Annotated in this window: 17 protein-coding genes and 1 other RNA gene; 14 read left to right on the top strand and 4 right to left on the bottom strand. The window is 62.5% G+C overall.

The genetic code is table 11. The features are described from left to right. Positions 1-43: 43 nt before the first annotated feature. Together mdeB and ACZ9W6_RS03535 are read left to right on the top strand one after the other, a co-directional pair. Positions 44-2,731: an alpha-ketoglutarate dehydrogenase gene (gene mdeB, locus ACZ9W6_RS03540; protein ID WP_465189701.1), complete on the top strand. Its 2,688-nt coding sequence runs from the start codon at positions 44-46 to the stop codon at positions 2,729-2,731. A gap of 152 nt (positions 2,732-2,883) precedes the next feature. Continuing rightward, the gene (locus ACZ9W6_RS03535) at positions 2,884-4,185 is read left to right on the top strand and encodes a UDP-N-acetylglucosamine 1-carboxyvinyltransferase (protein WP_465189700.1); all 1,302 of its coding nucleotides are present in this window, start codon (positions 2,884-2,886) and stop codon (positions 4,183-4,185) included. A 71-nt stretch (positions 4,186-4,256) separates the two neighbouring features. Here ACZ9W6_RS03535 and ACZ9W6_RS03530 read toward each other — a convergent pair whose 3' ends face one another. Further along, a complete protein-coding gene (locus tag ACZ9W6_RS03530) occupies positions 4,257-4,733 on the bottom strand; it encodes a glutathione peroxidase (RefSeq protein ID WP_465189699.1) in 477 nt (158 codons plus the stop codon). A 225-nt stretch (positions 4,734-4,958) separates the two neighbouring features. Here ACZ9W6_RS03530 and ACZ9W6_RS03525 point away from each other — a divergent pair, with 225 nt between their 5' ends. Continuing rightward, positions 4,959-6,929 carry a M3 family metallopeptidase gene (locus ACZ9W6_RS03525; protein WP_465189698.1) on the top strand — a complete coding sequence of 657 codons (1,971 nt, stop codon included), beginning with the start codon at positions 4,959-4,961 and terminating at the stop codon, positions 6,927-6,929. Between the two features lie 115 nt (positions 6,930-7,044). Here ACZ9W6_RS03525 and ACZ9W6_RS03520 read toward each other — a convergent pair whose 3' ends face one another. Together ACZ9W6_RS03520 and ACZ9W6_RS03515 are read right to left on the bottom strand one after the other, a co-directional pair. Continuing rightward, complete coding sequence (locus tag ACZ9W6_RS03520) at positions 7,045-7,425, bottom strand: DUF2513 domain-containing protein (RefSeq protein ID WP_465189697.1); 381 nt, start codon at positions 7,423-7,425, stop codon at positions 7,045-7,047. A gap of 118 nt (positions 7,426-7,543) precedes the next feature. Further along, a complete protein-coding gene (locus ACZ9W6_RS03515; protein WP_465189696.1) occupies positions 7,544-7,927 on the bottom strand; it encodes a VOC family protein in 384 nt (127 codons plus the stop codon). A 148-nt stretch (positions 7,928-8,075) separates the two neighbouring features. On the opposite strand from ACZ9W6_RS03515, the gene ACZ9W6_RS03510 reads away from it, so the two are divergent. Further along, positions 8,076-9,800 (top strand): autotransporter assembly complex protein TamA, encoded by a 1,725-nt coding sequence (locus ACZ9W6_RS03510; RefSeq protein ID WP_465189695.1) that lies wholly within the window; start codon positions 8,076-8,078, stop codon positions 9,798-9,800. Continuing rightward, positions 9,800-13,618, top strand: coding sequence for a translocation/assembly module TamB domain-containing protein (locus ACZ9W6_RS03505; protein WP_465189694.1), 3,819 nt, complete (start codon positions 9,800-9,802; stop codon positions 13,616-13,618). Before ACZ9W6_RS03510 ends, ACZ9W6_RS03505 begins: the two co-directional genes overlap by 1 nt. A gap of 80 nt (positions 13,619-13,698) precedes the next feature. On the opposite strand, the gene ACZ9W6_RS03500 is transcribed toward ACZ9W6_RS03505, so the two are convergent. Continuing rightward, entirely contained in the window at positions 13,699-16,833 is a 3,135-nt protein-coding gene (locus ACZ9W6_RS03500) for a bifunctional diguanylate cyclase/phosphodiesterase (protein ID WP_465189693.1), read from the bottom strand. A gap of 105 nt (positions 16,834-16,938) precedes the next feature. Here ACZ9W6_RS03500 and rnpB point away from each other — a divergent pair. From rnpB to tolQ, 9 genes are all read left to right on the top strand, one after another. Then, positions 16,939-17,389, top strand: an RNA gene (gene rnpB / locus ACZ9W6_RS03495) — RNase P RNA component class A. A 132-nt stretch (positions 17,390-17,521) separates the two neighbouring features. Then, the gene (dusB, locus tag ACZ9W6_RS03490; RefSeq protein WP_465189692.1) at positions 17,522-18,565 is read left to right on the top strand and encodes a tRNA dihydrouridine synthase DusB; all 1,044 of its coding nucleotides are present in this window, start codon (positions 17,522-17,524) and stop codon (positions 18,563-18,565) included. 23 nt (positions 18,566-18,588) lie between these two features. After that, positions 18,589-18,828, top strand: a complete 240-nt coding sequence (fis, locus tag ACZ9W6_RS03485; protein ID WP_465189691.1) for a DNA-binding transcriptional regulator Fis — start codon at positions 18,589-18,591, stop codon at positions 18,826-18,828. A gap of 145 nt (positions 18,829-18,973) precedes the next feature. Next, positions 18,974-20,551: a bifunctional phosphoribosylaminoimidazolecarboxamide formyltransferase/IMP cyclohydrolase gene (gene purH / locus ACZ9W6_RS03480; RefSeq protein WP_465189690.1), complete on the top strand. Its 1,578-nt coding sequence runs from the start codon at positions 18,974-18,976 to the stop codon at positions 20,549-20,551. 109 nt (positions 20,552-20,660) lie between these two features. Further along, the gene (purD, locus tag ACZ9W6_RS03475; RefSeq protein WP_465189689.1) at positions 20,661-21,938 is read left to right on the top strand and encodes a phosphoribosylamine--glycine ligase; all 1,278 of its coding nucleotides are present in this window, start codon (positions 20,661-20,663) and stop codon (positions 21,936-21,938) included. Positions 21,939-22,073: 135 nt separating this feature from the next. Then, on the top strand, positions 22,074-22,256 hold the full coding sequence (locus ACZ9W6_RS03470) for a hypothetical protein (protein WP_465189688.1): 183 nt from the start codon (positions 22,074-22,076) through the stop codon (positions 22,254-22,256). Between the two features lie 64 nt (positions 22,257-22,320). Continuing rightward, on the top strand, positions 22,321-23,049 hold the full coding sequence (locus ACZ9W6_RS03465) for a substrate-binding periplasmic protein (RefSeq protein ID WP_465189687.1): 729 nt from the start codon (positions 22,321-22,323) through the stop codon (positions 23,047-23,049). Positions 23,050-23,089: 40 nt separating this feature from the next. Beyond that, entirely contained in the window at positions 23,090-23,650 is a 561-nt protein-coding gene (tsaC, locus tag ACZ9W6_RS03460) for an L-threonylcarbamoyladenylate synthase type 1 TsaC (protein WP_465189686.1), read from the top strand. A 15-nt stretch (positions 23,651-23,665) separates the two neighbouring features. After that, the gene (gene tolQ / locus ACZ9W6_RS03455; RefSeq protein ID WP_465189685.1) at positions 23,666-24,334 is read left to right on the top strand and encodes a protein TolQ; all 669 of its coding nucleotides are present in this window, start codon (positions 23,666-23,668) and stop codon (positions 24,332-24,334) included. Positions 24,335-24,373: the final 39 nt, after the last annotated feature.

Here is a 24,373-nt window from a genome sequence, read left to right as displayed (position 1 = left end):
CGCTGCCACGGGCGGCGGCCGGCAGGCTGCAAGGAAGAGTTCAATGAATGACAGAACCCGCCAGACACTGGCAGAGCACGATATCGACCCCGAAGAAACCGCCGAATGGTTGGCCGCACTGGCCTCGGTACTCGAGCACGACGGCCCGGCGCGCGCGCGTCAGTTGCTGGATAGTCTCGCGCAACAGGCCGCACAGGCGGCCATCGGCTGGCAGGCGCCGCGCCATACGCCCTTTATCAACACCGTTGCGGCCGAGGTGCAGCCGCCGTTTCCGGGTGATCTGGCCATCGAGGAAAGGTTGGCCGCATTGATGCGCTGGAACGCGCTGGCAATGGTAGTGCGTGCCAACAAGGCCTATGGCGAGCTGGGCGGCCATATCGCCAGCTATGCCAGTGCGGCCGATCTGTTCGAAGTCGGTTTCAACCATTTTTTCCGCGCCGGTGAAGCGGCTGGACGCGACGATCTGGTGTTCTTCCAGCCGCATTCCGCCCCCGGCGTGTATGCGCGCGCCTATCTCGAAGGCCGGCTGCAAGAGGACGATCTCGCCCATTACCGGCAGGAGTTGGCCGCCAGCACGCATGGCGCGCGCGGTCTGTGCAGTTATCCGCATCCGTGGCTGATGCCGGACTTCTGGCAGTTCCCGACCGGCTCGATGGGGCTGGGGCCGATCAGCTCGATCTATCACGCGCGCTTCATGCGTTATCTGCAACATCGCGGCTTGCTCGACACCGCACAGCGCCGCGTTTGGGGCGTGTTCGGCGATGGCGAGATGGACGAGCCGGAAAGCATGAGCGCGCTGACATTGGCGGCACGCGAGAAGCTCGACAATCTGGTGTGGGTGGTGAACTGCAATCTGCAGCGCCTCGATGGCCCGGTACGCGGCAACGGTCGCATCATCGACGAGCTGGAGGCGCTGTTTGCCGGTGCCGGCTGGAAGGTCATCAAGCTGGTATGGGGCTCGGACTGGGACGGCCTGTTTGCGCGCGACAGCGGCCAGGCCTTGCTGCAGGCGCTGGCGCAGACTGTCGATGGCCAGTTGCAGACCTTTGCCGCCAAGGATGGCCGCTACAACCGCGAGCATTTCTTCGGCCAGAATCCGCAGTTGGCCGCACTGGTGCAGGGGCTCAGCGATGGCGAGATCGACCGCCTCAAGCGCGGCGGCCACGATCTGGTGAAGATTTACGCCGCCTATCACGCCGCGTTGCAAGTCAGCGGCCAACCGGTGGTGATTCTCGCGCATACCAAGAAAGGCTATGGCATGGGCGAGGCCGGCCAGGGTCGCATGACTACCCACCAGCAGAAAAAGCTGGATGACAGCGACCTGCTGGCCTTCCGCGACCGTTTCGATCTGCCGCTCAGCGACGAACAGGCGACCGGCCTTGCCTTCTACCGGCCGGCGGCGGACAGCGCCGAAATGCGCTATCTGCAGCAACGCCGTGCCGCGCTCGGCGGTTACCTGCCGCGCCGCTTGCAGCAGGCAGAATGCTTGCCGGTGCCGCCGCTGGCCAGCTACGCCAACTTTGCCTTGCAGGCCGACGGCAAGGAAATGAGCACCACCATGGCCTTTGTGCGCATGCTCAGCAGCTTGCTGAAAGATGCGCAGCTCGGGCCGCGCATCGTGCCGATAGTCGCTGACGAGGCGCGTACCTTCGGCATGGCCAATCTGTTCCGCCAGATCGGCATTTATTCGAGTAGTGGTCAGTGCTACGAGCCGGAAGACATCGGTTCGATGCTCAGCTATCGCGAGGCCACCGATGGCCAGATTCTGGAAGAAGGCATTAGCGAAGCCGGCGCCATCAGCAGCTGGACGGCGGCCGCTACCAGCTATTCGGTGCATGGCCTGCCGATGTTGCCGTTTTACATTTACTACTCGATGTTCGGCTTTCAGCGCATCGGCGATGCGATCTGGGCGGCGGCCGACCAGCGCGCGCGCGGCTTTCTGCTTGGCGCGACGGCTGGCCGCACCACGCTGGGCGGCGAGGGGCTGCAGCATCAGGACGGCAGCAGCCTGGTGCAGGCAGCCAGCGTGCCGAACTGCCGCGCCTACGACCCGTGCTTTGCCGGCGAGCTGGCGGTGATTGTCGATTACGGCATGCGCCGCATGCTGGAGGCGCAGCACGACGAGTTCTACTACCTGACGATGATGAACGAGAGCTATGCCCAGCCAACCCTGCCCGAGGGCGTGGCCGACGACATCATCCGCGGCATGTATCGCTTCGGCCGGTTTGGTACGGGCGAGACGGCAATTCGTCTGCTTGGCTCCGGTGCGATCCTGCGCGAGGTGTTGGCCGCAGCCGAGTTGTTACAGCAGGACTGGGGCATCAGCAGCGAGGTGTGGAGCGTGACCAGCTACAGCGAGCTGGCGCGCGAGGCGGCGGCCAATGAGCGCACGCAACGACTGCAACCCCTGGCCGAGACACCGCCATCGCATCTGCAACAGTGCCTGGCCGGCAGTGCGCCGGTGCTGGCCGCCAGCGACTATGTGCGGGCTTGGCCGCAGCTGATAGCTGCCTATGTGGCAGCACCGTTCAGCGTGCTGGGCACCGACGGGTTTGGCCGCAGCGACAACCGCGCCCGGCTGCGGGCATTCTTCGAGGTCGATCGTCATCACATCGTGCTGGCCGCCTTGGGTGCCCTGCGCCAGCTGGGGAAAGTAAGTGCCGAAGACTGCGCGGCGGCACTGGCGCGTTATGCCATTGCGGATGCCGGCATGCCGCCGTGGTCGAGCTGAACAGGCCTTGCGGGCAGGCCGGAGACAGGCCTGCCATTTTCTGCCGCAAAAGGGCGATTTAAGCATGCAAAGCCGCGCGACAACTGGCAGAATCCTGCCATCCGGCGTGGCCATTGTGGCGCGCCTTCTGGCTCTCTATCGGTAATTGCCCTATGTCACATCTGCTTGTTCGCGGCGGTGCTCCGCTGCGTGGCCGTATCACCCCTTCTGCCAACAAGAATGCGGTTTTGCCCATCCTGTGCGCCACCTTGCTGACGCGCGAGCCGGTTACCCTGCATGGTGTGCCGGACATCACCGATGTGCGCAAGATCATCTCTGTTTTCAAGTCTTTCGGCAGTAGTGTCGAAGGCGGTCTGGACGGCGGCCCGCTGACCATCTGCCACGCTGACGCGCACTTTGATGCCGAAATCCATCACCTGCCGCAGGAAATGCGCTCGTCCATCATGCTGGTGCCGGGCCTGCTGGCTCGCTACGGCGCGGCGCGTATCGAAAGCGATGTACAGGGCTGCACCCTGGGCGCGCGCGAGATCGATCCGCATATCGACGTCTTCACCGGTTTTGGCAGCGTGGTCGAACCGCTGCCGGGCCGTATCAAGGTGATGGCACCGAACGGCCTGTCGGCTTTCAATCACTGGCCTGACTACGCCTCGGTAACCACTACCGAAAACTTCGTGATGTGCGCGGCGCTGGCCAAGGGTACAGCGGTGCTGACCAATGCCGCCTCCGAGCCGCACGTGCAGGAATTCTGCCGCTTCATGGCTGCCATGGGCGCCAAGATCGACGGCATCGGCACCTCGCGTCTGACGGTTGAAGGTGTGGAAAAGCTCAACGGTATCGAGTTCCACTTTGTCGAAGACTTCCACGAAGTGGTGACCTTCCTGGCACTGGGCGCGATTACCGGCGGCAATATCGAGGTGAAGAACAGCGCTCCGGAATTCTTCCCGCTGATCGACCGCACTTTTGCCAAGTTCGGCATCCGTATCGAGCACAAGGATGGCTGGTCTACCGCCCACTACGACGAGCTGCGCGTGGTCGAGCCATTCACCAAGAACATCCTGCCGAAGATCGAAGCCGCACCGTGGCCGTATCTGCCGGTTGACCTGCTGCCTATCTTCATCGCGCTGGGCGTGAAGGCACAGGGCAATATGATGTTCTGGAACAAGATTTACGACGGTGCCCTGGGCTGGACTTCCGAGTTGGGCAAGTTTGGCGCGCACGCCTTCATCTCCGACCCGCATCGCGTGGTGATCTTCGGCGGCAAGCAACTGACGCCGGCCGTGGTCGACAGCCCTTACATCATCCGTGTGGCGATTGCGCTGCTGATGCTGGCTTCCAGCATCGAAGGCACTTCGCGCATCCTGAATGCCGGCCCGATCCGCCGTGCCCACCCGCGTTTTGTAGAAAACCTGGTGAGCCTGGGCGCACAGATCGAGTGGCAGACCGAAGAAGACTGAGCGCCAGCGCGCGTTTCTTCTGAGCTCAGCAGATAAAAAGGTTGGCCGCATTGCGGCCAACCTTTTTTCATTTACAGCAGCGCTTCGATGGCGCTGCGCAGCGCCTCGGGCGGCGTGCGCGGGCCGAAGCGCGCGACGACCTGGCCCTCGCGATCGACCAGAAACTTGGTGAAATTCCACTTGATGCGGCGGCTGCCGAACAGCCCCGGTCGCGCCTGTTGCAGGTATTGCCACAGAGGGTGGGCGTGCTTGCCGTTGACCTCGAGCTTGGCCGACATCAGAAAGCTCACGCCGTAGTTTTTCTGGCAGAAAGCGCCGATAGCGGCGGCATCGCCGGGCTCTTGCTGGCCAAACTGGTTGCACGGGCTGCCGATGATGCTCAGGCCACGGGCGGCATAGGCCTCGTGCAGGGCCTGCAGGCCGGCAAATTGCGGGGTAAAGCCGCAGGCGCTGGCGGTATTCACCAGCAGCAGCACCTGGCCCTGATGACGGGCCAGCGGGATGTCCTCGCCGGCAAGGCCGGGCAGGGTGTATGGGTAAACACTCATGATGATGACTGACAAATTGAAGCGCGCATTGTGCACCGGCAAGGGACAGCTGCCCAGCTGGCCGCTGTCCTGATGATTATGCTTTGGATATTATTTACTAACAGATATTATTTTTCAGAATTAAATTGCTTTAATTTTGCTTTTTGCGCGCTTTTTCTCCTGTTATAGTCATTCGCGATGCCGGGTCACGAGCCGGGTACGACAAAAAATAATGGAGAGAAACGGATGAAGAAGCAGGTTTTGCTGTCCCTGCCATTGCTGACCATGCTGGTTGGCCAGGCTTATGCCAATACTGACGCCGAGTTGCGCGGTGCCTTTTTGCTGGGCAATACCGGCCCGGCGCTGACTGCCGCCTGCGAGGCGAATATCAAGACTATCGAGGCGGGGCTGGCGGATATCCGCAAGCTGCCGCTGAACAAGGTGAACGAAGCCGGCCTGCTGGCACGCTGGAACCAGGTCAGCGCCACGCTGCGCAGCACCTCGGGCACCGCCAGCCTGCAGAATGCCACCTCCACCGACAAGGCCGTGCGCGATGCCGGCAAGGACTGCATGCAGAAGCTGTCGGGCTTCTCCACCAATATGTATCAGGACGAGGCGCTGTATCAGCGCTTCCAGGCCTACAAGCCGGCCGATGCCTTCGAGACCGGCGTGCGTGAAGACATGCTGGACAGCTTCGTGTCGTCCGGCATTGCCCTGCCGGCCGACAAGCGTGCGCAGTTCAAGAGCCTGAGCGAGCAGATCACCAAGCTGGCCAGCGAATTCCGCGAAAACGTCGCCAATGACGAAAAGCAGGTAATCAGCCTGACCGCCAAGCAGGTGGACGGCGTGCCGGCGGCCTTCCTCGCGCGCATCCCGAAAAACGACAAGGGCGAGTACCAGTTCAAGCTCAACGGCCCGGCGCGCGAAAATATCGCGACTTACGCCAAGGACGCCAATGTGCGCAAGCAGTTCTTCCTGCTGGGCAACCAGCGTGGTGGCGAGCGCAACCTGGCGATTCTGGACGAGCTGCAGACTCTGCGCCGCCAGCAGGCGCAATTGCTCGGTTATGCCAGCTTTGCCGACTGGGCGCTGAAAGACCGCATGGCCGGCAATGTGAAGACGGTTAACGACTTCCTTGCCGATGTCAGCCAGAAAGTGGTGGCGCTGGAGAAAAAGGAAATCGCCGATCTGGAAAGCCTGAAAAAGGGCGACCCGGATGCTTTCCCCGGCAAGCTGGAGCGCTGGGATGTCGCCTACTACCAGAACAAGCTGAAAGAGCTGGATTACCAGCTCGATCAGAACGACGTGCGCAAGGCCTTCCCGAGCCAGATGGCGGTGGACTGGATGCTGGACGTGAGCAGCAAGCTGTATGGCGTGCGCTTTGCGGCCAACAGCAAGCTGCCGGTATGGCACGAAGAGGTGAAGGCTTACGACGTGTTTGACGGCAATGATTACGTCGGCAGCTTCTATGTCGATCTGTATCCGCGTGATGACAAATACGGCCACGCTGCCGCCTGGGGCGTGCGCAGCGTCTCTACCGAGCTGGGCAGCAAGCCGGTGTCGGTACTGGTAACCAACTTCGACCGCAATGGCCTGAACGTTAACGAGCTGGAAACCCTCTACCACGAATTCGGCCATGTGCTGCACGGCGTACTGTCCAAGACCCGTTACGCCTTCCACGGCGGCACCGCGGTGAAGCGTGACTTCGTCGAAGCCCCGTCGCAGATGTTCGAAGAATGGGCCTTCCGCCCCGAAACCGTGGCGCTGATGCCCAAGCCGGTAGACAAGGCGCTGCTTGGCAAGATCAAGGCCGCGCAAAACTACGGTGCCGGCATGCGTTACGCACGTCAGGCATTGTTTGCACGCTTTGACATGGCGCTGACCACGCCGGAAGCCAAGGGCACGCTGGCAACCTGGCAGGCAATGGAAAAGACCACGCTGCTGGGCCATGTTGACGGCACCCGTTTCCCGGCTGCGTTCAACCACATCGCCAGCGGCTACACCGCCGGCTACTACAGCTATATGTGGTCGGAAGTGATGGCGCTGGACATGCGTTCCGCCTTCGGTGACAACTTCATGGACGCCAAGGTTGGCAAGCGTTACCGCGACACCATCCTCGCGCGTGGCGGCGAAGAAAACCCGGCCAAGCTGGTAGAAGCCTTCCTCGGCCGCAAGCAGAATGCCGAAGCCTTCATCAAGCAGATCACCGGCAAGTAAGCGCAGCCTTGCGGCCAACCCTGGCCGTCAGCAGCAAAACCAAAGGGCAAGCTATGAGGCTTGCCCTTAAGTTGCTGGTGGAAGGATGGTGGCGGTGTTAATTTAGCCGGCTAAATTAAATAACATTCAAGCCACCGCTGAAAAGTGCTGCGGCAATATGTTTTGCACCATCTTTCACAAGGTCAAAGGTCATTGTTAAACCTTGCTCGGTAAACCGTCTTTTTGTCTTCTCCCACACCGTATCGCTACGAATCGCATCAAGAAATTCATGGCCATTCCAAGTTAATGACTTGGCAATAAAATCATGGGGAGAAGAGCCAATTGTTTTGGAAACCTGCCCATTCACTAACTGAGCCTCAATGAGCAGAGCCATGTGATAAGAAACTTCTGCAGCACGTTCAGGAGGAAAGTCACTCAGACGCACCATCTCAGTAGGTAGCGTGCATTCTTCGACTTTTACAAGCAACTCTCTGATGACATCCCAATCTCTTTTCATATGCACCTCATTACAGGTTTGTTATGTGCGATCTGGCAATAAATATTCCAATTGACTTGGGAGGGTATTGCTTTCACCGCGAATGATCAAGGTGTTGAGTGTTAGGTCTATGCCTCCCTCACTTCGGCTGCAACAAATCCCAGCGATTGCCATACAGGTCTTCGAATACCGCCACCGTGCCATAAGCCTCGTGGCGCGGGGTTTCGCAGAAATGCACGCCGGCAGCCAGCATGGCGGCGTGGTCGCGGGCGAAGTCGTCGGTCTGCAGGAATAGCCAGACGCGCTCGCCGGCTTGGGCGCCGATCAGCGCCTGTTGTGCCGGCGTGCTGGCGCGCGCCAGCACCATCGCGCAGCCGCCGCCAGGCGGGCTGATCACCACCCAGCGCTTGGCCGGCTCGGCGCGGTCTTCCAGTACGCTGAAGCCCAGCTTGTCGCGATACCAGGCAATGGCCTCGTCGTAATCGGCAACCAGCAGGGAGAAGCGCGAAATGAAGGCGGGCATGATTTATCCTTTCAGCTAGAGGGTGGCAGCAGCAGATGGGGCTGGCGGCCGGCAAGGCAAGCCCGCGCTTATCGAAGTCGCTGCATGCCATTTTGCTTTATGGCGTCATGTTCTACTATGCGTCATTCCCGATTCAACGAGCGCTGTCATGCCGAAAAAGCTGCTGTTACTGCTGGCCTGCTGGTCGACGCTGGCGCAGGCCCTCGACTACGAGGTGACGCTGGCGGCCCCGTCGACGCTGGAGCCGCTGCTGCGCGAGCATCTGGACCTGTTTGCGCTGCGCAATGACGAGGCACTGAGCGAGCAGGATCTGGCCAATATCGTGGCCGGTACCGAGGCCGAGGTGAAGAGCCTGCTGGAGACCGAGGGCTATTTCAGCCCGCAGGTGAAGGTTGGCCGCAAGGGGCAGCAGATCAGCGTGACGGTCGAGGCCGGTGCGCCGGTCATCGTGATGGATGTCGATGTGAACCTGCAGGGGCCGGTGCGCCAGCAGCAGGATTTCAGCCGTTTCCTGTCGAAAGTGATGGAAGACTGGGCGCTGCCCGATGGCGCGGTGTTCCGCCAGAGCGAGTGGGATGCCAGCAAGCGCGCCGCCTTGCGGCCGTTTTTGCGTGACCGTTTTCCGCAGGCGCGCATCACCCGCAGCGAGGTGAAGATCGACCCCGAAACGCGCCGGGCGGCGATCCGGCTGGATGTCGACAGCGGCCCGCTGCTGCGTTTCGGTGCCTTGCAGATTCAGGGCATGAGCCGCTATCCGCAACGGCTGGTCAGCGATATGGCCAGTTTCAATGCCGGCGACCCCTACCATCAGGACAAGCTGCTGACCCTGCAGGCGGCGCTGGAGGCCGACCCACATTTTACGGGCGTGGTCGTCGCGCCGCTGTGGGAAAACCTGCAGGGCGACACGGTGCCGGTCAGCGTGGAGCTGACCGAACAGAAACGGCAGAAGGTCGAGCTGGGCCTGAACTTCAGCACCGGCCAGGGGCCGGGCTTTCGCCTCGGTTACGAGCACTACAATCTGCTGCGTCAGGGTTATACCGGCTCCTTTGCCTACGACTGGAAAAAAGACAAGCAGCAGCTGGATCTGGGTCTGGGTTTTGCGCGCGACAACCGAGGCTATTCGCACAGCCTGAACTTGCAGCAAAAGCATGATGAAAGCGGCGGCACGGTGCTGGATACCCGCGAGATCGGCCTGTTCCGCATCCGCCAGCAAGACAATATCGAATCGCGCCTCGGCATCGAGTGGCTGCAGGACCGTGAACAGCTGGGCAGCGAGCTGCAGCGCGACAATGGCGCGCTGGTGCTGTCGGCCGGCTGGGCGCGGCGCGCGGTCGAGTCGGCCTTGCGGCCGCAGGACGGCTATCTGCTGGAAGGCAATATTTCCGGCGCGGTCGGCGGGCTGGCTTCCGATACGCGCTTTGTGCGGCTGTATGGCCGGGCTGCCTGGTATGTCAGCCCCAGCTTCATGCCGGGCACCTGGGTTGGCCGGCTGGAGCTTGGTCAGGTCTATGCGCAGAATGGCCAGCAAGTGCCGGCCTCGCGCCTGTTCAAGGCCGGTGGCGTTGGCAGCGTGCGCGGTTATGAAGACCAGGGCCTGGGCGTGCGCGATCCGGCCAGCGGCGTGATCAGCGGTGGTCGCGTGCTGGCCACCGGCTCGGTCGAATATCAGTACCCGATCAGGAAAGACTGGCGGCTGGCCGCCTTTATCGACGGCGGTGATGCCGCCGACAGCTGGCGCGACTGGCGCATGGCCAGCGGTTATGGCCTTGGCGTGCGCTGGTTAAGCCCGCTGGCACCGCTGGCGTTTGACCTGGGCTATGGCGACCGCGACAAGCGCTGGCGCTGGAACCTCAATCTCGGACTCGCTTTCTGATGCAGCCAACCCCCGACCCGCAACAAGGGCAAACTCCCGAGCCGGAAGCGGCCGCGGCCAAACCTGCCGCCAAGGCCCGCCGTCGCCGCTGGCCGTGGCTGCTGGCCATCTTGTTTTCTACCCTGCTGTTTGTCGTCGCCAGCCTCGCCTGGCTGACCGCCAGCGAGCAAGGCTTTGCCCAGCTGTGGCGGGCGGCCGAGCGCATCAGCAAGGGCCAGCTGCAGGTTGGCCGCAGCGAGGGCACGTTGTGGCATGACTTCGTGCTGCACGATGTACGGCTGCAGCAGGGCGGACAGCAGACGCGGCTGAGCCGGCTGGCGTTGTCGTGGCAGCCGCAGGCGCTGTGGCAGAGCCGCTTGCAGATTGCCGAGCTGGCGCTGGGCGATGTGCTGATCAGCGGCAGCAGTGGCGAACCGGGCCAAGCGCCGCAAGCGCCCGCCTCGCTGGCCTTGCCGCTGGATGTCCAGCTCGACCGCTTCAGTCTCGCCAGCTTGAGGTTGGCCGCGGACAAGCCGCCCGTGCTGCAGCATCTGCAGCTGGGCTACTTCTATCAGCAGGGCCAGCACGCGCTGGTGTTGCAGCAGGTCGACAGCCCCTGGGGCCGCCTGCATGCCTCGCTGGCGCTGGCCGACAGCCGGCCGTTTGCGCTACGTGGCCAGCTGGATTACCGCGGCGTACTCGAAGGCGTAGCCACCAGCGGCCAGCTGCAATTGCAGCAGGACTTGCTGCAGCCGGCGCTGGTCGGCACCGTCAGCGCGCTGGGCCTGTCGGCCGAGCTGAAAGCCGGACTCGCGCCGTTTGCGCCGCAGGCGCTGCAACGCCTGCGCCAGCTGGATGTGCGCCTGGGCGGCATCAACCCGCAGGCGCTGAATCCGGCCTGGCCCAAGGCCGAGCTCGCGCTGGGTGTGCAGCTGACGCCCAAGGGCAGCGAGCAGATCGAGGGCGGCCTGTCGCTGATCAACTATCAGCCGGGGCCGGCCGATCGTGCGCAATTGCCGCTGTCGCTGCTGTTTGGCGATTTTCATGTGGCTGGCGAGCGGCTGAAACTCGGCGGTATCACCGCGAAGCTGGGCGATGGCGAGGTGGTGCTGGACGGCAGCCTCACCGCGCAAAAGCCGGCGCTGCGCCTGACGCTGAAGCAACTGGACAGCCAGCAGTTGGCCGCCGGTCTGCCCAGCCACCGCATCAATGGCGAGCTGGCGCTGGCCGGCAGCTGGTCGCTGCCGCGGCTGGACGCGAAGCTGAAAAACCGCGATCTGGCCTTGAGCGGCCGCGTGCTGCGGCGTGACAGCCAGAGCTGGGCCGCCGAAAAACTGCAATTGCAGACCGGTGCCGGTAGCCTGCTGCTGGATGCACTGTGGCAGCCGCTGAGCCAGGCGCTGCAGCTGAAAGGCGAGCTGAAAAACCTTAATCCGGCCGTGCTGGCACCCAGCCTGCCGCAGGGCAATATCAATGGCCGGCTGAATACCGAGCTGAGCCTGCAGGGGCAGAGCAGCGGCAAGCTGGATTTGCAGCTGAGTGCCGGCACGCTGAGTGGTGCGCCGCTCGGTGGCCAGCTGCAAACCCGCTGGCAGGGTATGCGCGTGCAGGGTTTGCAGGCCGATTTGCGCTTGGGTGGCAATCGCCTGCAGGGTAGCGGCAGCTATGGCCAGCCCGGTGATGTGCTGAAGCTGTTGCTGGATGCACCGAATCTGGCGCTGCTGGGGCCGGCCTTTGCCGGCCGCATCCAGGGCGGGCTGGATGTTTCGGGCGTGCCGCAACGGCCGCAACTCAAAGCCAGCCTGCAGGCGCGTGACTTGCGCCTGCCGGGCGCGCTGGCTGCGGCCAACCTGCAGCTGGAGGCCGAAAGCGGCATCCAGCAGGACAGTCCTTTCCGTGTGCAGCTCAATGGCCGCGACATCCAGCAAGGCGAGCTGCGTCTGGCGCAGCTGACGCTGCAGGCGGATGGTCTGCGGGCGGCGCACAAGCTGGCCTTGCAGGCGCAGGCGACTGCCGCCGGCAAGCCGCTGAATGTCCAGCTGCAACTGCAGGGTGGCCTGCAGGCCGGGCAACTGGCGTGGCAGGGCGAGCTTCGCCAGCTGCAATTGGGCGGCCTGCTGCCGCTGCAGTTATTGCAGCCGGCCAGCCTGCAACTGGCGGCCGACCGCGTGCGACTGGGTGCGGCGCGCTGGCAGGCGCTGGATACCCAATGGCAACTCGAAGACAGCGGCTGGCAGGCGGGGCAGGGCGTGTATAGCCGTGGCCGCGTCAACCAGCTGGCACTGGCGGCGCTGCGGCCGTGGCTGGACATCCCGCTGAAGCAGGATCTGGTGTTTGCTGCCGACTGGGCGATCCAGCCGGGACAAGGTTGGCCGCAAGGTCAGCTGAATCTGCAGCGCAGCGCCGGTGATGTCTGGCTGCCGATCAAGGGCGAGCAGCAGGCGCTGGGCCTGCGCGAGCTGCGTTTGCAGCTGGGCAGTGGCCCACAGGCGCCGTTTAATGCGCTGTTGAACAGCCGTTACGGCCAGCTGCAGGCGGATGGCCGACTGGGCTGGGGCCAGGGCGAAAATATCGCGGCAACGCCGCTGGACGGAACGGTCAGGCTGAATCTGCCGGATCTGGCGCTGGCGCAGCCGTGGCTGAATACCGGCATGAATGTGCAGGGCCGGCTGCAGGCCAATCTGCGGCTGGGCGGTACCTTGGCCGCACCGTTGCTGGATGGCAGCCTCAGTGGCCAGCAGCTCGCGTTCAGCGAGCGCCGCAACGGTATTTATCTGCGCGATGGCCAGTTGCAGGCCCGTTTCAGCGGCCAGCAATTGCTGATCGACAGCCTGCGTTTCGGCAAGGGCGAGCTGTCGGGCAGCGGCCGTATCGGCCTGAATGCCGCGCAGCCCGAGGTCTTGCTGCTGTTTGACTTCCGCCGCTTCACCCTGCTGGAGAAACCCGGCCGCCGTTTGCTGGTGTCCGGCCGCAGCCAGATCGAGGTGAAGGAGCAGGGCATCACCCTCGGCGGCGAGCTGACGGTGGACGAGGGGCGGATCGACCTGCCGCGGCTGGGCAGCCCGAAACTGTCGGATGACGTGATCGTGCTTGGCCGCGAGGTGATAGACGATGGCGGCAACCGCTGGCCGCTGGCGCTGGACATGACGATACGGCTGGGTGACAGCCTGCGTTTTGCCGGTAACGGGCTGGAAGCCTGGCTGGCCGGCGATGTGCGGCTGCTGGCACCGCGTGGCGGCACCTTGCAGGCTCGCGGCCAACTGCGTATCGAGCGCGGTCGTTTCAAGGCTTACGGTCAGGATCTCGACATCAGCCGTGGTGTGGTGACCTTCAATGGCGCGCTGGATAATCCGACGCTGGACATCCGTGCTACGCGGCGCGGCTCGCCGGTTGGTGCCGGTGTCGAGGTGGCAGGCTCGGTGTTCAATCCGGTGGTGCGGCTGGTGGCCGAAGAGCCGATGTCGGAAAAAGACCGCCTGTCGTGGCTGATGCTGGGCCGGGCGGCCGGGCCGGGCGAGAAGGATGGTGCGGTGGCCGGGGCGGCCGCCGGCGGCATGCTGGCCGGGCTGATCAACGAGCAATTCGGCCTGTTTGACGATATCGGTGTCGGCTCGCGTCCGGCCAGTACCAGCAGCAGCGGGGTGATCAACCCGGCCGAACAGGTGGTGACGCTGGGCAAGCAGCTGACGCGCGAGCTGTATGTCGGCTACGAGTTTGGCCTGCGCAGTGCCGAGCAAGCGCTGAAAGTCAGCTACCAGCTGTCGCGCAGCCTGTCGCTGATCGGTCGTGCCGGCCGCAACAGCGATGGTGAATTGCGTTACACCCTGCGTTTCGACTGAGGCTGATCAGGTGTGAAACAGCAAGGGCTGTCGCCTGCGGCGACAGCCCTTGCTGTTTGCGGCCAACCCTGGCTGACGGTTTATTCTGCTGCAGTCTCGTTGCTGTCGGCGGCGCTTGTTTCGGCGTGGCGGGTGATCAGCGCCTGTGCCTGCTCCAGCGGCAGCGGCCGGCCGGTGAGGAAGCCCTGCACGCTGTCACAACCGAGTTCGATCAGCGCGGCCAGTTCGTCTTCGGTTTCGACGCCTTCGGCCAGCGCTTCCATCTCGAGGTTGCGCGCCAGCGTGATGATGGCCGAGACAATCGCGGCGTTGTCCTTGTTGTGCTGCAGCTCGCGCACGAAGGAGCGGTCGATCTTGACCGTGTCCGGCGCGAAGTTTTTCAGATAGGCGAGACTCGAATAGCCGGTGCCGAAGTCGTCTACCGCCAGTCGCACTCCCATCTGTTTCAGCGTTGACAGTTGCTGGCGTACCGGGCCGGCGTAGTCGATCAGCGTGCTCTCGGTGACTTCAAGCTCCAGCAGCCCGGCTGGCAAGCCGCTTTGGCGCAGCGCGTCGGCCACATCGGCGCTGAAGTCGCCATGGCCCAGCTGCCGTGCCGAAACATTGACCGCGATGATCAGCGACTGGCCGGCGCGATGCCAGCCGGCCGCGGTCAGACAGGCCTGACGCAGAATCCACAGCCCCAGTTCGTTGATCAGGCCACTGTCTTCGGCCACAGGGATGAAGCGTACCGGCGGGATGATGTCGCCAGCCTCGTTGCGCCAGCGCACCAGCGCCTCGAAGCCGCCGAGCTGGCGGCCGGGCAGGCTGAACTTGGGCTGGAATTCGAGATGGAATGACTGGGTGGCAATCGCGCTGCGCAGCTGGTTTTCCAGCAGCAGGCGCTCGCTGACTTCGGCCGTCATCGAGGCATTGAAGAAACGGTAGGTATTGCGGCCGGCCGCCTTGGCTTCGTACATCGCGAGGTCGGCGTTTTTCAGCAGGCTGTCGGTGGTATCGCCATCGCCGGGGGCAATCGCGATGCCGATGCTGGCACCGATGCGCAGGGTGTGGCCTTCGACATCGAAAGGCTGCTGCATGATTTCGAGCACACGTTCGGCAATCATGCCGGCCTGGGCGCTGTTCTCCAGCTCGGGCAGGATCATCACGAATTCGTCACCGCCGGTGCGGCCAACCGTGTCCATCTCGCGCAGCACATGCTGGGTGCGCTGGCCGACCTGGCGCAACAGCGCATCGCCGGTGGCGTGGCCCAGGGTGTCGTTGACGTTCTTGAAACGGTCGAGATCCATGAACAGCACCGCCAGCCGGTGCTTGTTGCGCTTGGCCAGATTCAGCGCCTGCTGCAGGCGGTCGTTCAGCAGCATGCGATTGGGCAGGTCGGTCAGGTAATCGTATTCGGCCAGACGCTGCACCTGGCGCTCGGTCGCCTTGCGTTCGCTGATGTCGGAGAACAGCGCGACGTAGTGGATGATCTCGCCGCGGTCGTTTTTCACCTGATTGATGGTCAGCCACTCTGGGTAGAGGTCACCGTTCTTGCGGCGGTTCCAGATTTCGCCACGCCAGCGGCCACGGGCGCGCAGTTGCGACCACATGCTGTCAAAGAAGCTGTGATCGTGCTTGCCCGAGCTCAGCATGCTCGGCCGGTTGCCGATGGCTTCGTCGGCGCTGTAGCCGGTGATTTCGCTGAAGGAGCGGTTAACGGCAATGATGCGCGCCTGGGCGTCGGTAATCAGGATGGCCTCTGAGCTGGCGGCAAACACGGTGGCGGCCAACTGCAGCTGGCGCTCGTCGGCGAGGCGCGCCGAGATATCGCGCACGGTGGCGCAGCGGTAGCGTTCGCCCTGGTAGTCGAGCACGCTGAGGCTGACATCCAGCGTCAGTTCCTGGCTGGCCAGAGGCAGGGTGCAGTAATGGTTGCGCAGGTCCTGGCGAAACAGCACCGGCAGCATCTCTTGCAGCCGGGCACCAAACAGGCGGCGTGCCGCCTCGTTGCAATAGGCAATCTGGCTCTGGCTGTCGAGCATGATGATGGCGTCGGCGGCGCTGTCGCTCATATAGCGGGTGAGTTCGATTTCGCGTGCCTTGTCGCTCAGTTGTTTGGCATTGGCTTTCAGCTCGTTGCGGTACTGGCCGATCAGCATGCGCAGCCAGCGGCTGAAATACACCGAGAACAGCCAGGCCAGACAGATGGCGACGGTGAGAATCAGCAGGGTGGTCAGCACGCGTTGGCGGGTGGACTCCTCCAGCAGGCGGCCATCATTGACGGTGTTTTGCTGCAGCATATTGTCCGGCAGGATGGTCAGGACACGCCATTGCCAGGACGGCACGCTGGCGGCATAGGCGGTCATGCGGGTGCCGTTCTGGCTAAAACCGAGAAAGCTGCCGTTTTCCATGGCGGCCAACTGTTTGAGCAGCGCCGGCTCGCTGACCGACTGTTGCTGTTTGCTGCCCAGCTGGCGCACCTGGCCCTTGGCATCAATCACCAGCAGATAGCCGCCATCGCCGATCTGCATCTGTCCGAGAATGTCCAGCCCTTGTCTTTGCAGGTCTTCCTCGACATTGCTGACATATTCACCAGCCCCGATCAGCCAGCCCAGCTCGTCAAAGCGGCGCGAGTAGGTGATTTTCTCGCTCATGACCTTTTCGCCGGGGCGGAACCAGCGGTAGCTGGCATAGCCGCGCGCCTCGGGGTTGTCGACCGAGCGGATCAGCTCGCGCATGATGAAGGTGCCCTTGTCGTCGCGATTGTCGAGCAGGCTCTTGCCTTCGAGTCCGGGCGAGGTCGGCAGCAAGACACACTGGCCTTGCAGGGTGTCGATGAAGAAGTAGCCGCGGCCATCAAAAAAACGCAGCGGGCGCAGCGCTTCGGTAATCAGTCTGGCGGTCGCCTCGCGGCCGAGGCTGGCGTGGTTTTGCCGGTAGATCGAGCTGGCCATGTCATAGGCCTGGTCGACCTGCTCGCGCAGGCGCTGGCGCAGGATGCCGTGGGTCTGCTTGTACATCGCTTCCAGCTGCATGCCGGCATGATCGCCATAGGCGCGCAGGAATAGTTGGCCGCGATGCAGAGTTTCGCGCTGCAGCTGGGCGCTGTTGTCCTGGTAGTCGCGCCACTGCTGGTAGAAAAAGTAGCTGGCCAGAATCAGCACCACCGTCAGCACCGCGCCCAGCATGCCGGCAAGCTGCAGTCGGGCGAGTTTGTGCTGATCTAGATTCATGATGCTTTCTCGGTTTGAGCGGCTTTGCAGTATAGGGGTGTCAATTAAGGCCAAGCTTGATAATTATCAGTGCAGTTGGCCGCTTTCGGCTACAATGCGCGCCGGGAAGCAGGACAGACAGCCGCCGCGTGAGCAATCACGGGGAGGAAAGTCCGGGCTCCGCAGGGCAGGATGCTGGCTAACGGCCAGGCGCCGCGAGGCGACGGAAAGTGGAACAGAGAGCTGAACCGCCGATGGCTGGCCGCACCACCGCAAGGTGAGGCGGCGCGCCGACAGGGCAGAATACGCACTGCTTACAGTGTACGTTCTGCACGAGTACTGCAAGTCAGTCCGCTGTCGGCACGGCACAGGCAAGGGTGAAAAGGTGCGGTAAGAGCGCACCGCGGACGTAGCGATACGCACGGCAGGCTAAACCCCATCCGGAGCAAGACCAAATAGGGGTACATTGGCGTGGCCCGCGCTGTACCCGGGTAGGTTGCTTGAACCTGTTGGTAACGACAGGTCTAGAGGAATGGCTGTCCAACGACAGAACCCGGCTTACCGGCCTGCTTCCCCCACTCACACCTGCAAATTCTTGCCGCTTTGTCAATGTGGTTTTGCCTATTTTTTAGGCAAAAATGTCTTTTACCGCCCGGCCAAAAGACAGTACAATTGCCGCCCTTCATCCATCCATGTCTTTCTTTTTGCAATGCAAATCGGCCCTTACCTGCTCAAGAACCGTCTGATCGTCGCGCCCATGGCGGGTGTTACCGACCGGCCGTTCCGCATGCTGTGCAAGAAGCTCGGGGCAGGCATGGCTGTGTCGGAGATGATCACCGCCAACAAGGCCTTGTGGACTACCCCCAAGACCTTGCGCCGCGCCAACCACGAAGGTGAAGTCGAACCCATTGTGGTGCAGATCGCCGGTGGCGATGCGCAGCAGCTGGCAGACGCCGCCCGGCTGAATGTCGAGCACGGCGCGCAGATCATCGACATCAATATGGGTTGCCCGGCCAAGAAGGTGTGCAATGTTGCCGCGGGTTCGGCGCTGCTGCGCGACCTCGACAACGTTGGCCGCATCCTCGACGCGGTGGTGAAGGCGGTGGATGTCCCGGTCACGCTGAAGACACGCACCGGCTGGAGCCGCGAAGTGAAGACCGCGCTGCAGGTGGCGCGCATGGCCGAAGACGCCGGCATTGCCTCGCTGGCATTGCATGGCCGCACGCGTGAAGACATGTACAAGGGTGATGCCGAGTACGACACCATCGCCGCCGTCAAGCAGGCGGTGCGCATACCGGTGGTGGCCAATGGCGACATCGACAGCCCGCAAAAGGCGAAGCTGGTGCTGGAGCACACCGGTGCCGACGCGATCATGATCGGTCGCGCCGCGCAGGGCCGGCCGTGGATTTTCCGCGAGATCCAGCATTATCTGGAGACCGGCGAGCTGTTGCCGCCGCCGCGCATTGCCGAGATCCAGGCCATCATGCACGCGCATCTGGTCGAGCTGTATGACTTTTACGGCGAGTACAGCGGCTGCCGTATCGCGCGCAAGCATATTGCCTGGTACACCAAGGGTCTGCGCGGCAGCAATGAGTTCCGCCAGCAGATGTATGCACTGGAAGACACCGGCAGTCAGCTCGTGGCTGTCAGCAATTATTTTGACCAGCTGGCGAGCTTCTCCGACCGGCTGGAATACGAAAAGACCACGCCGGAAACGGACGAGGGCGCTGCAGAGCTTGCAGTGGGTCAATAAACCGAAAATAAAAACGGCAAATCATGCACAACAATAACGACGATATTGCGTACAGCGTTCGTAATGCGATGGAACAGTATTTCCGCGATCTGGATGGCGAGGCGCCCTCGGCTATCTATGATATGGTGCTGGCCCGGGTGGAAAAGCCCTTGCTGGAAGTGGTATTGCACCACACGCAGGGCAACCAGACCCGCGCTGCCGAAATGCTCGGCCTGAATCGTAATACCTTGCGCAAGAAGATGAAGTGTTACGACATGATTTGACGACAAGCCACCCGTGCAAACGGGTGGCTTTTGTTTTGCCTGCAATACCGAACTCCCCTGCAAGGCAGGGGCGGGGGATGGGATCACTTTTTAGTTGTAACGGCAGCTGCGGCTGCCCCTGTTAATTTGAAAGCGGTAGAAAACCATGACCAAGATCGAACGTGCGCTGATCAGCGTTTCCGACAAGACCGGTGTTCTGGAGTTTGCCCGGGCTCTGGCCGGCTTTGGCGTTGAAATCCTCTCCACCGGCGGTACAGCCAAGTTGCTGCGCGACGAAGGCGTGCCGGTAATCGATGTTTCCGATTACACCGGCTTCCCGGAAATGCTGGATGGCCGTGTCAAAACCCTGCACCCGAAAGTCCACGGCGGCATTCTGGGCCGTCGCGACCTGCCCGAGCACGTTGCCACCATGCAGGAGCATGGCATCGGCAATATCGATCTGGTGTGCGTGAACCTCTACCCGTTCGAAGCCACCATCGCCAAGGCTGACTGTCCGCTGGAAGATGCCATCGAGAACATCGACATCGGCGGCCCGACCATGGTGCGCTCTGCCGCGAAAAACTGGCAGCACGTCGCCATTGTCACCGACGCTGCAGACTACAGCGCGCTGGTTGAAGAGATGCAGGCCAACGCCGGCCAGCTGTCCAAGCTGACCCGCCTGAGCCTTTGCAAGAAAGCCTTCACCCACACCGCCGCTTACGATGGTGCGATTTCCAACTACCTGACCAGCCTGGCCGAAGGTGTGGACGCCGGCGTGCCAGACCGCGCTGCTTTCCCGAACCGCCTGAACGCGCAATTCGTCAAAGTGCAGGACATGCGCTACGGCGAAAACCCGCACCAGGCGGCGGCGTTCTACCGCGACCTGCATCCGGCCGCCGGCAGCATTGCCAACTACCGCCAGCTGCAGGGCAAGGAACTGTCCTACAACAATATCGCTGACGCCGATGCGGCATGGGAAGCGGTGAAGACCTTCGACGCGCCGGCTTGCGTGATCGTCAAGCATGCCAACCCGTGCGGCGTGGCCGTGGCTGGCGACACCCTGTCGGCCTATCGTCTGGCGTTTGCCACCGACACCACCAGCGCCTTCGGCGGCATCATCGCCTTCAACCGTCCGGTAGATGCCGAGACCGTTGAAGCGGTAACCGGCCAGTTCCTGGAAGTGCTGCTGGCCCCGTCCTTCACCGAAGAAGCCAAGGCCATCATCGCCGCCAAGAAAAACGTGCGTGTGCTGGAGATTCCACTGGAAGCCGGTGCCAACCATTTCGAGCTGAAGCGCGTGGGTGGCGGTGTGCTGGTACAGACGCCGGATATCCGCAACGTTGGCCTCGACGAGCTGCGCGTGGTGACCAAGCGTCAGCCGACCGAGCAAGAACTGTCCGATCTGCTGTTCGCCTGGCGCGTCGCCAAGTATGTGAAGTCCAACGCCATCGTGTTCTGCAAGAACGGCCAGACCGCCGGTATCGGCGCCGGCCAGATGAGCCGCGTGGACTCTACCCGTATTGCCGCGCGCAAGGCGCAGGATGCCGGCCTGAGTCTGATCGGTGCGGTCGCCTCGTCTGATGCCTTCTTCCCGTTCCGCGACGGTATCGACGTGATTGCCGAGCAGGGCATCAAGGCCATCATCCAGCCGGGTGGCTCGATGCGTGACGAAGAAGTGTTTGCTGCCGCCGACGAGCATGGTATTGCCATGGTACTGACCGGCGTGCGTCATTTCCGTCACTAAGAGCCGAGTGGCAAAGCTGCCGCGGTCGCCTGGCCGCTGGCAGCAAGAGATTGCCTGCAAGCTTGGCCGCCGCTGCGGCCAAGCTTTATCCCTTGAAAGAGAGCGATAGATGAAAGTACTCGTAATCGGTTCCGGTGGCCGCGAGCATGCACTGGCCTGGCGTATTGCCCAGTCTTCGCGTGTTTCCAAGGTATTCGTGGCACCGGGCAATGCCGGCACCGCACTGGATCCGCACCTGAGCAATATTGCGGCCAACGATGTGCAAGGCTGGCTGGATTTTGCCCTGCAAGAAAAGATCGAACTGACCGTGGTCGGCCCCGAAGCGCCGCTGGCTGCCGGCGTGGTAGATGCCTTCCGTGCCGCCGGCCTGAAGATTTTTGGCCCGACGCAGTTCTGCGCCCAGCTGGAAAGCTCCAAGGATTTTGCCAAGGCCTTCATGCAGCGCCATGGCATTCCGACTGCCGGCTATGAAACCTTCAGCGATGCCGCTGCTGCCCATGACTACGTTGGCCGCAAGGGCGCGCCTATCGTGATCAAGGCCGATGGTCTGGCTGCCGGCAAGGGCGTGGTGGTGGCGATGACGCTGGATGAGGCGCACGCCGCCATCGACGACATGCTGGTCGGCAACAAGATGGGCGATGCCGGCGCGCGCGTGGTGATCGAGGATTTCCTGCAGGGCGAGGAAGCCAGCTTCATCGTGATGGTCGACGGCGACAACGTGCTGGCGATGGCCACCAGCCAGGATCACAAGCGTCTGCTGGACGAGGACAAGGGCCCGAACACCGGCGGCATGGGTGCTTACAGCCCGGCTCCGGTGGTGACGCCGGAAATCCACGCCCGCGTGATGCGCGAGATCATCCTGCCGACCGTGCGCGGCATGAAGGCCGATGGCCACAGCTATACCGGCTTCCTGTACGCCGGCCTGATGATCGATGCCGACGGTAATCCGTTCACCATCGAGTTCAACTGCCGCTTTGGCGACCCGGAAACCCAGCCTATCATGGCGCGCCTGAAGTCCGACTTCACCGTGCTGCTGGAGGCGGCGGTCAACGGCAAGCTCGACAGCGTCGAGGCCGAGTGGGATCGTCGCGTGGCACTGGGTGTGGTACTGGCGGCCGAAGGCTATCCGGAAGCGCCGCGCAAGGGCGATGTGATCAGCGATATTCCGGCCAATACCGCCGACACCATGACCTTCCATGCCGGCAGCACCTTTAATGCCGAGCAGCAGCTGGTAACCAATGGTGGCCGCGTGTTGTGCGTGGTAGGTCTGGGTGACAGTGTGAAGCTGGCACAGCAGAAAGCCTACGCGGTAGCCGACGAGATCCGCTTCGCCGGCAAGCAGCTGCGCCGCGATATCGGTAATCGTGCGCTGAACCGCCAGAAGTAAATCTTGCTGTTGCAGTGAAAACGGCACCTGCGGGTGCCGTTTTTTATGTCTTGTTGATGGCCGCCAGCGTGCTTTTGCGGCCAACTTTACGGCGCGCTCTCTAATCTTGGGCTGTGTTCATCACGGAGCAAGATCATGAGTCTGACAGTGTTGAAATCCTGGGCTGTGGCCTGGCGTCGTTACTGGCGACACGAGCGTCGCAGTTATTGCCGTATTGCCTACTGGCTGGGCCGTCTTGGTCAGTCGGAGGCACAATGCCTGCGCTGTCAGGCCTGGCATGCCAAGCCGCCACAAGGGCCGCAGGTGGGCAAACACTGATTTGTCTCAATTTGTGCGGGGCGGCAGCTACACTCATAGCTGGGTGTAAACGAGAGGTCGCATCATGAACAAGATCCTGCCATTGGTGCTGATTTCCGCCTGTGCCCTGAGTGCCGGTGCCGACACCGGTGCGGCAACCCTGAAGCTGCTGACCGAAGAATACCCGCCTTTCAATATGACGATGCCCGGTGGGCAGGTTGGCGGCCTGTCTAGCGGCATCGTGCGCGAAATGATGAAGCGCGCCAGCCAGCCCTACCAGATCGAGCTGTTGCCGTGGTTGCGTGCTTTCAACCGCGCGGTACTCGAAGACAATACCTGCGTGTTTTCCACGACGCGGACCGAGCAGCGCGAGGGCCAGTTCCGCTGGGTTGGCCCTATCGTCGAGAATCCGTGGGTGCTGTATGCGCGCAAGAACGATACCCGTCAGCTCAGCTCGCTCGAGTCGGCACGGCCCTATCGTATCGGTGGCTACGCTGGCGATGCTGTGGCGCAATACCTGATTGCGCGCAATTTCGATGTCGATATGGCTAATAGCGATGTGCAGAATGTGCGCAAGCTGCAGGCAGGCCGCATCGATTACTGGGCCACCGGCAAATACAGCGGGGAGCGTTATCTGGCCAACGAAAAGGCTGACAATATCGTGCAGGTGCTCACCTTCAACACGACCTTCATGTATCTGGCCTGCAACCGGCATCTGCCGGATGCCACCTTCCAGAAGCTCGACGCGGCGCTGCGCAGTATGCAGAAAGACGGTTCCGCCGCTAAAATCACCGCCCAGTATCTGAATCCCTAGTGCCGGTCCGCGTGGCTGGTGCCCAGCCAGCGGAGCGTGTATGACCCGATCAGCCAGTGCCGCCATGCAGCGGGCCGCCAGAGCACGTTTTCGTGCCGGCGGCGTACTGGGCTATGCGACAGAGTCGTGTTTTGGTCTGGGCTGCAACCCGTTTGATGTCCGCGCCATTCGCCGCATCCTGGCGCTCAAGCGACGACCCAATCACAAGGGTCTGATCGTGATTGCGGCCAACCTGGCGCAATTGGAGCCGCTGGTTGGGCCGCTGAGCCCGCAACAGCAGGCATTACTGGCACAATACTGGCCCGGCCCTTATACCTTTTTGCTGCCGGCGGCAGACAAGGTGCCGGCGCTGCTGCGCGGTCGCCATCAGCGGCTGGCTGTGCGCGTCAGTGATCACGCCGATGCGGCCGCGCTGTGCCGCATGCTGGGTTCGGCACTGGTCTCGACCTCGGCCAATCTGGCGGGGAAACAGTCGTTAAAATCCGCAAAGGCCTGCCGTCGGGTATTTGGTGATAAGGTACTGACCTTGTCCGGACGTGTCGGCAAACGCCGCAAGCCATCAACCATTATTGATCTGGAAACGGGGCGCATACTGCGCTGACCCTGGGGAGTAAACGTGCAAGAAATTTCGGTAATCAGCCTGATCATGGAGGCAAGCCTGCTGGTGCAACTGGTGATGGCTGGCCTGCTGCTGCTGTCGCTGGTGTCCTGGGGCATCATTTTCAACAAGCTGACGGTGCTGCGGCGCGCGCGTCTGGCAACCATGGCTTTCGAACAGAAATTTTGGGGCGGCTCGGACCTGAATGCCCTGTATGAAAATGGCCGTCGCGGCGGCGAGCCGGACGGCGTGGAAAAGCTGTTCCAGGCCGGTTTTGCCGAGTTCCAGAAATTGCGCCGCCAGGGTGGGGTGGAAGTATCTGACCAGCTGGATGGCGCGCGCCGGGCGATGCGTGCCGCCGCCCAGCGCGAACTTGATGCGCTGGATCACCACAACAGCTTCCTGGCCACGGTAGGTTCGGTCAGCCCGTATATCGGCCTGTTCGGCACTGTGTGGGGCATCATGCATTCGTTTATCGGTCTGGGTAATGCCGGTCAGGCCACGCTGGCGACAGTGGCACCGGGTATTGCCGAGGCGCTGATCGCCACGGCTATCGGCCTGTTTGCCGCGATTCCTGCAGTGGTGGCGTACAACCGTTTTGCGGCCGATGTCGATCGTCTGGCCGGCCGTTTTGATTCGTTCATGGAAGAGTTCTCGAACATCCTGCAGCGACTGGCCGTGCGCTGAAGCCGGGTGTTCCCGTTAAAAAGGCCGCTGTCCCAGCGG

This window comes from Vogesella lacus (assembly GCF_979366295.1).
Note: the sequence above shows the minus strand (reverse complement) of the source record. Positions and strands in the feature narration are given on the sequence as shown.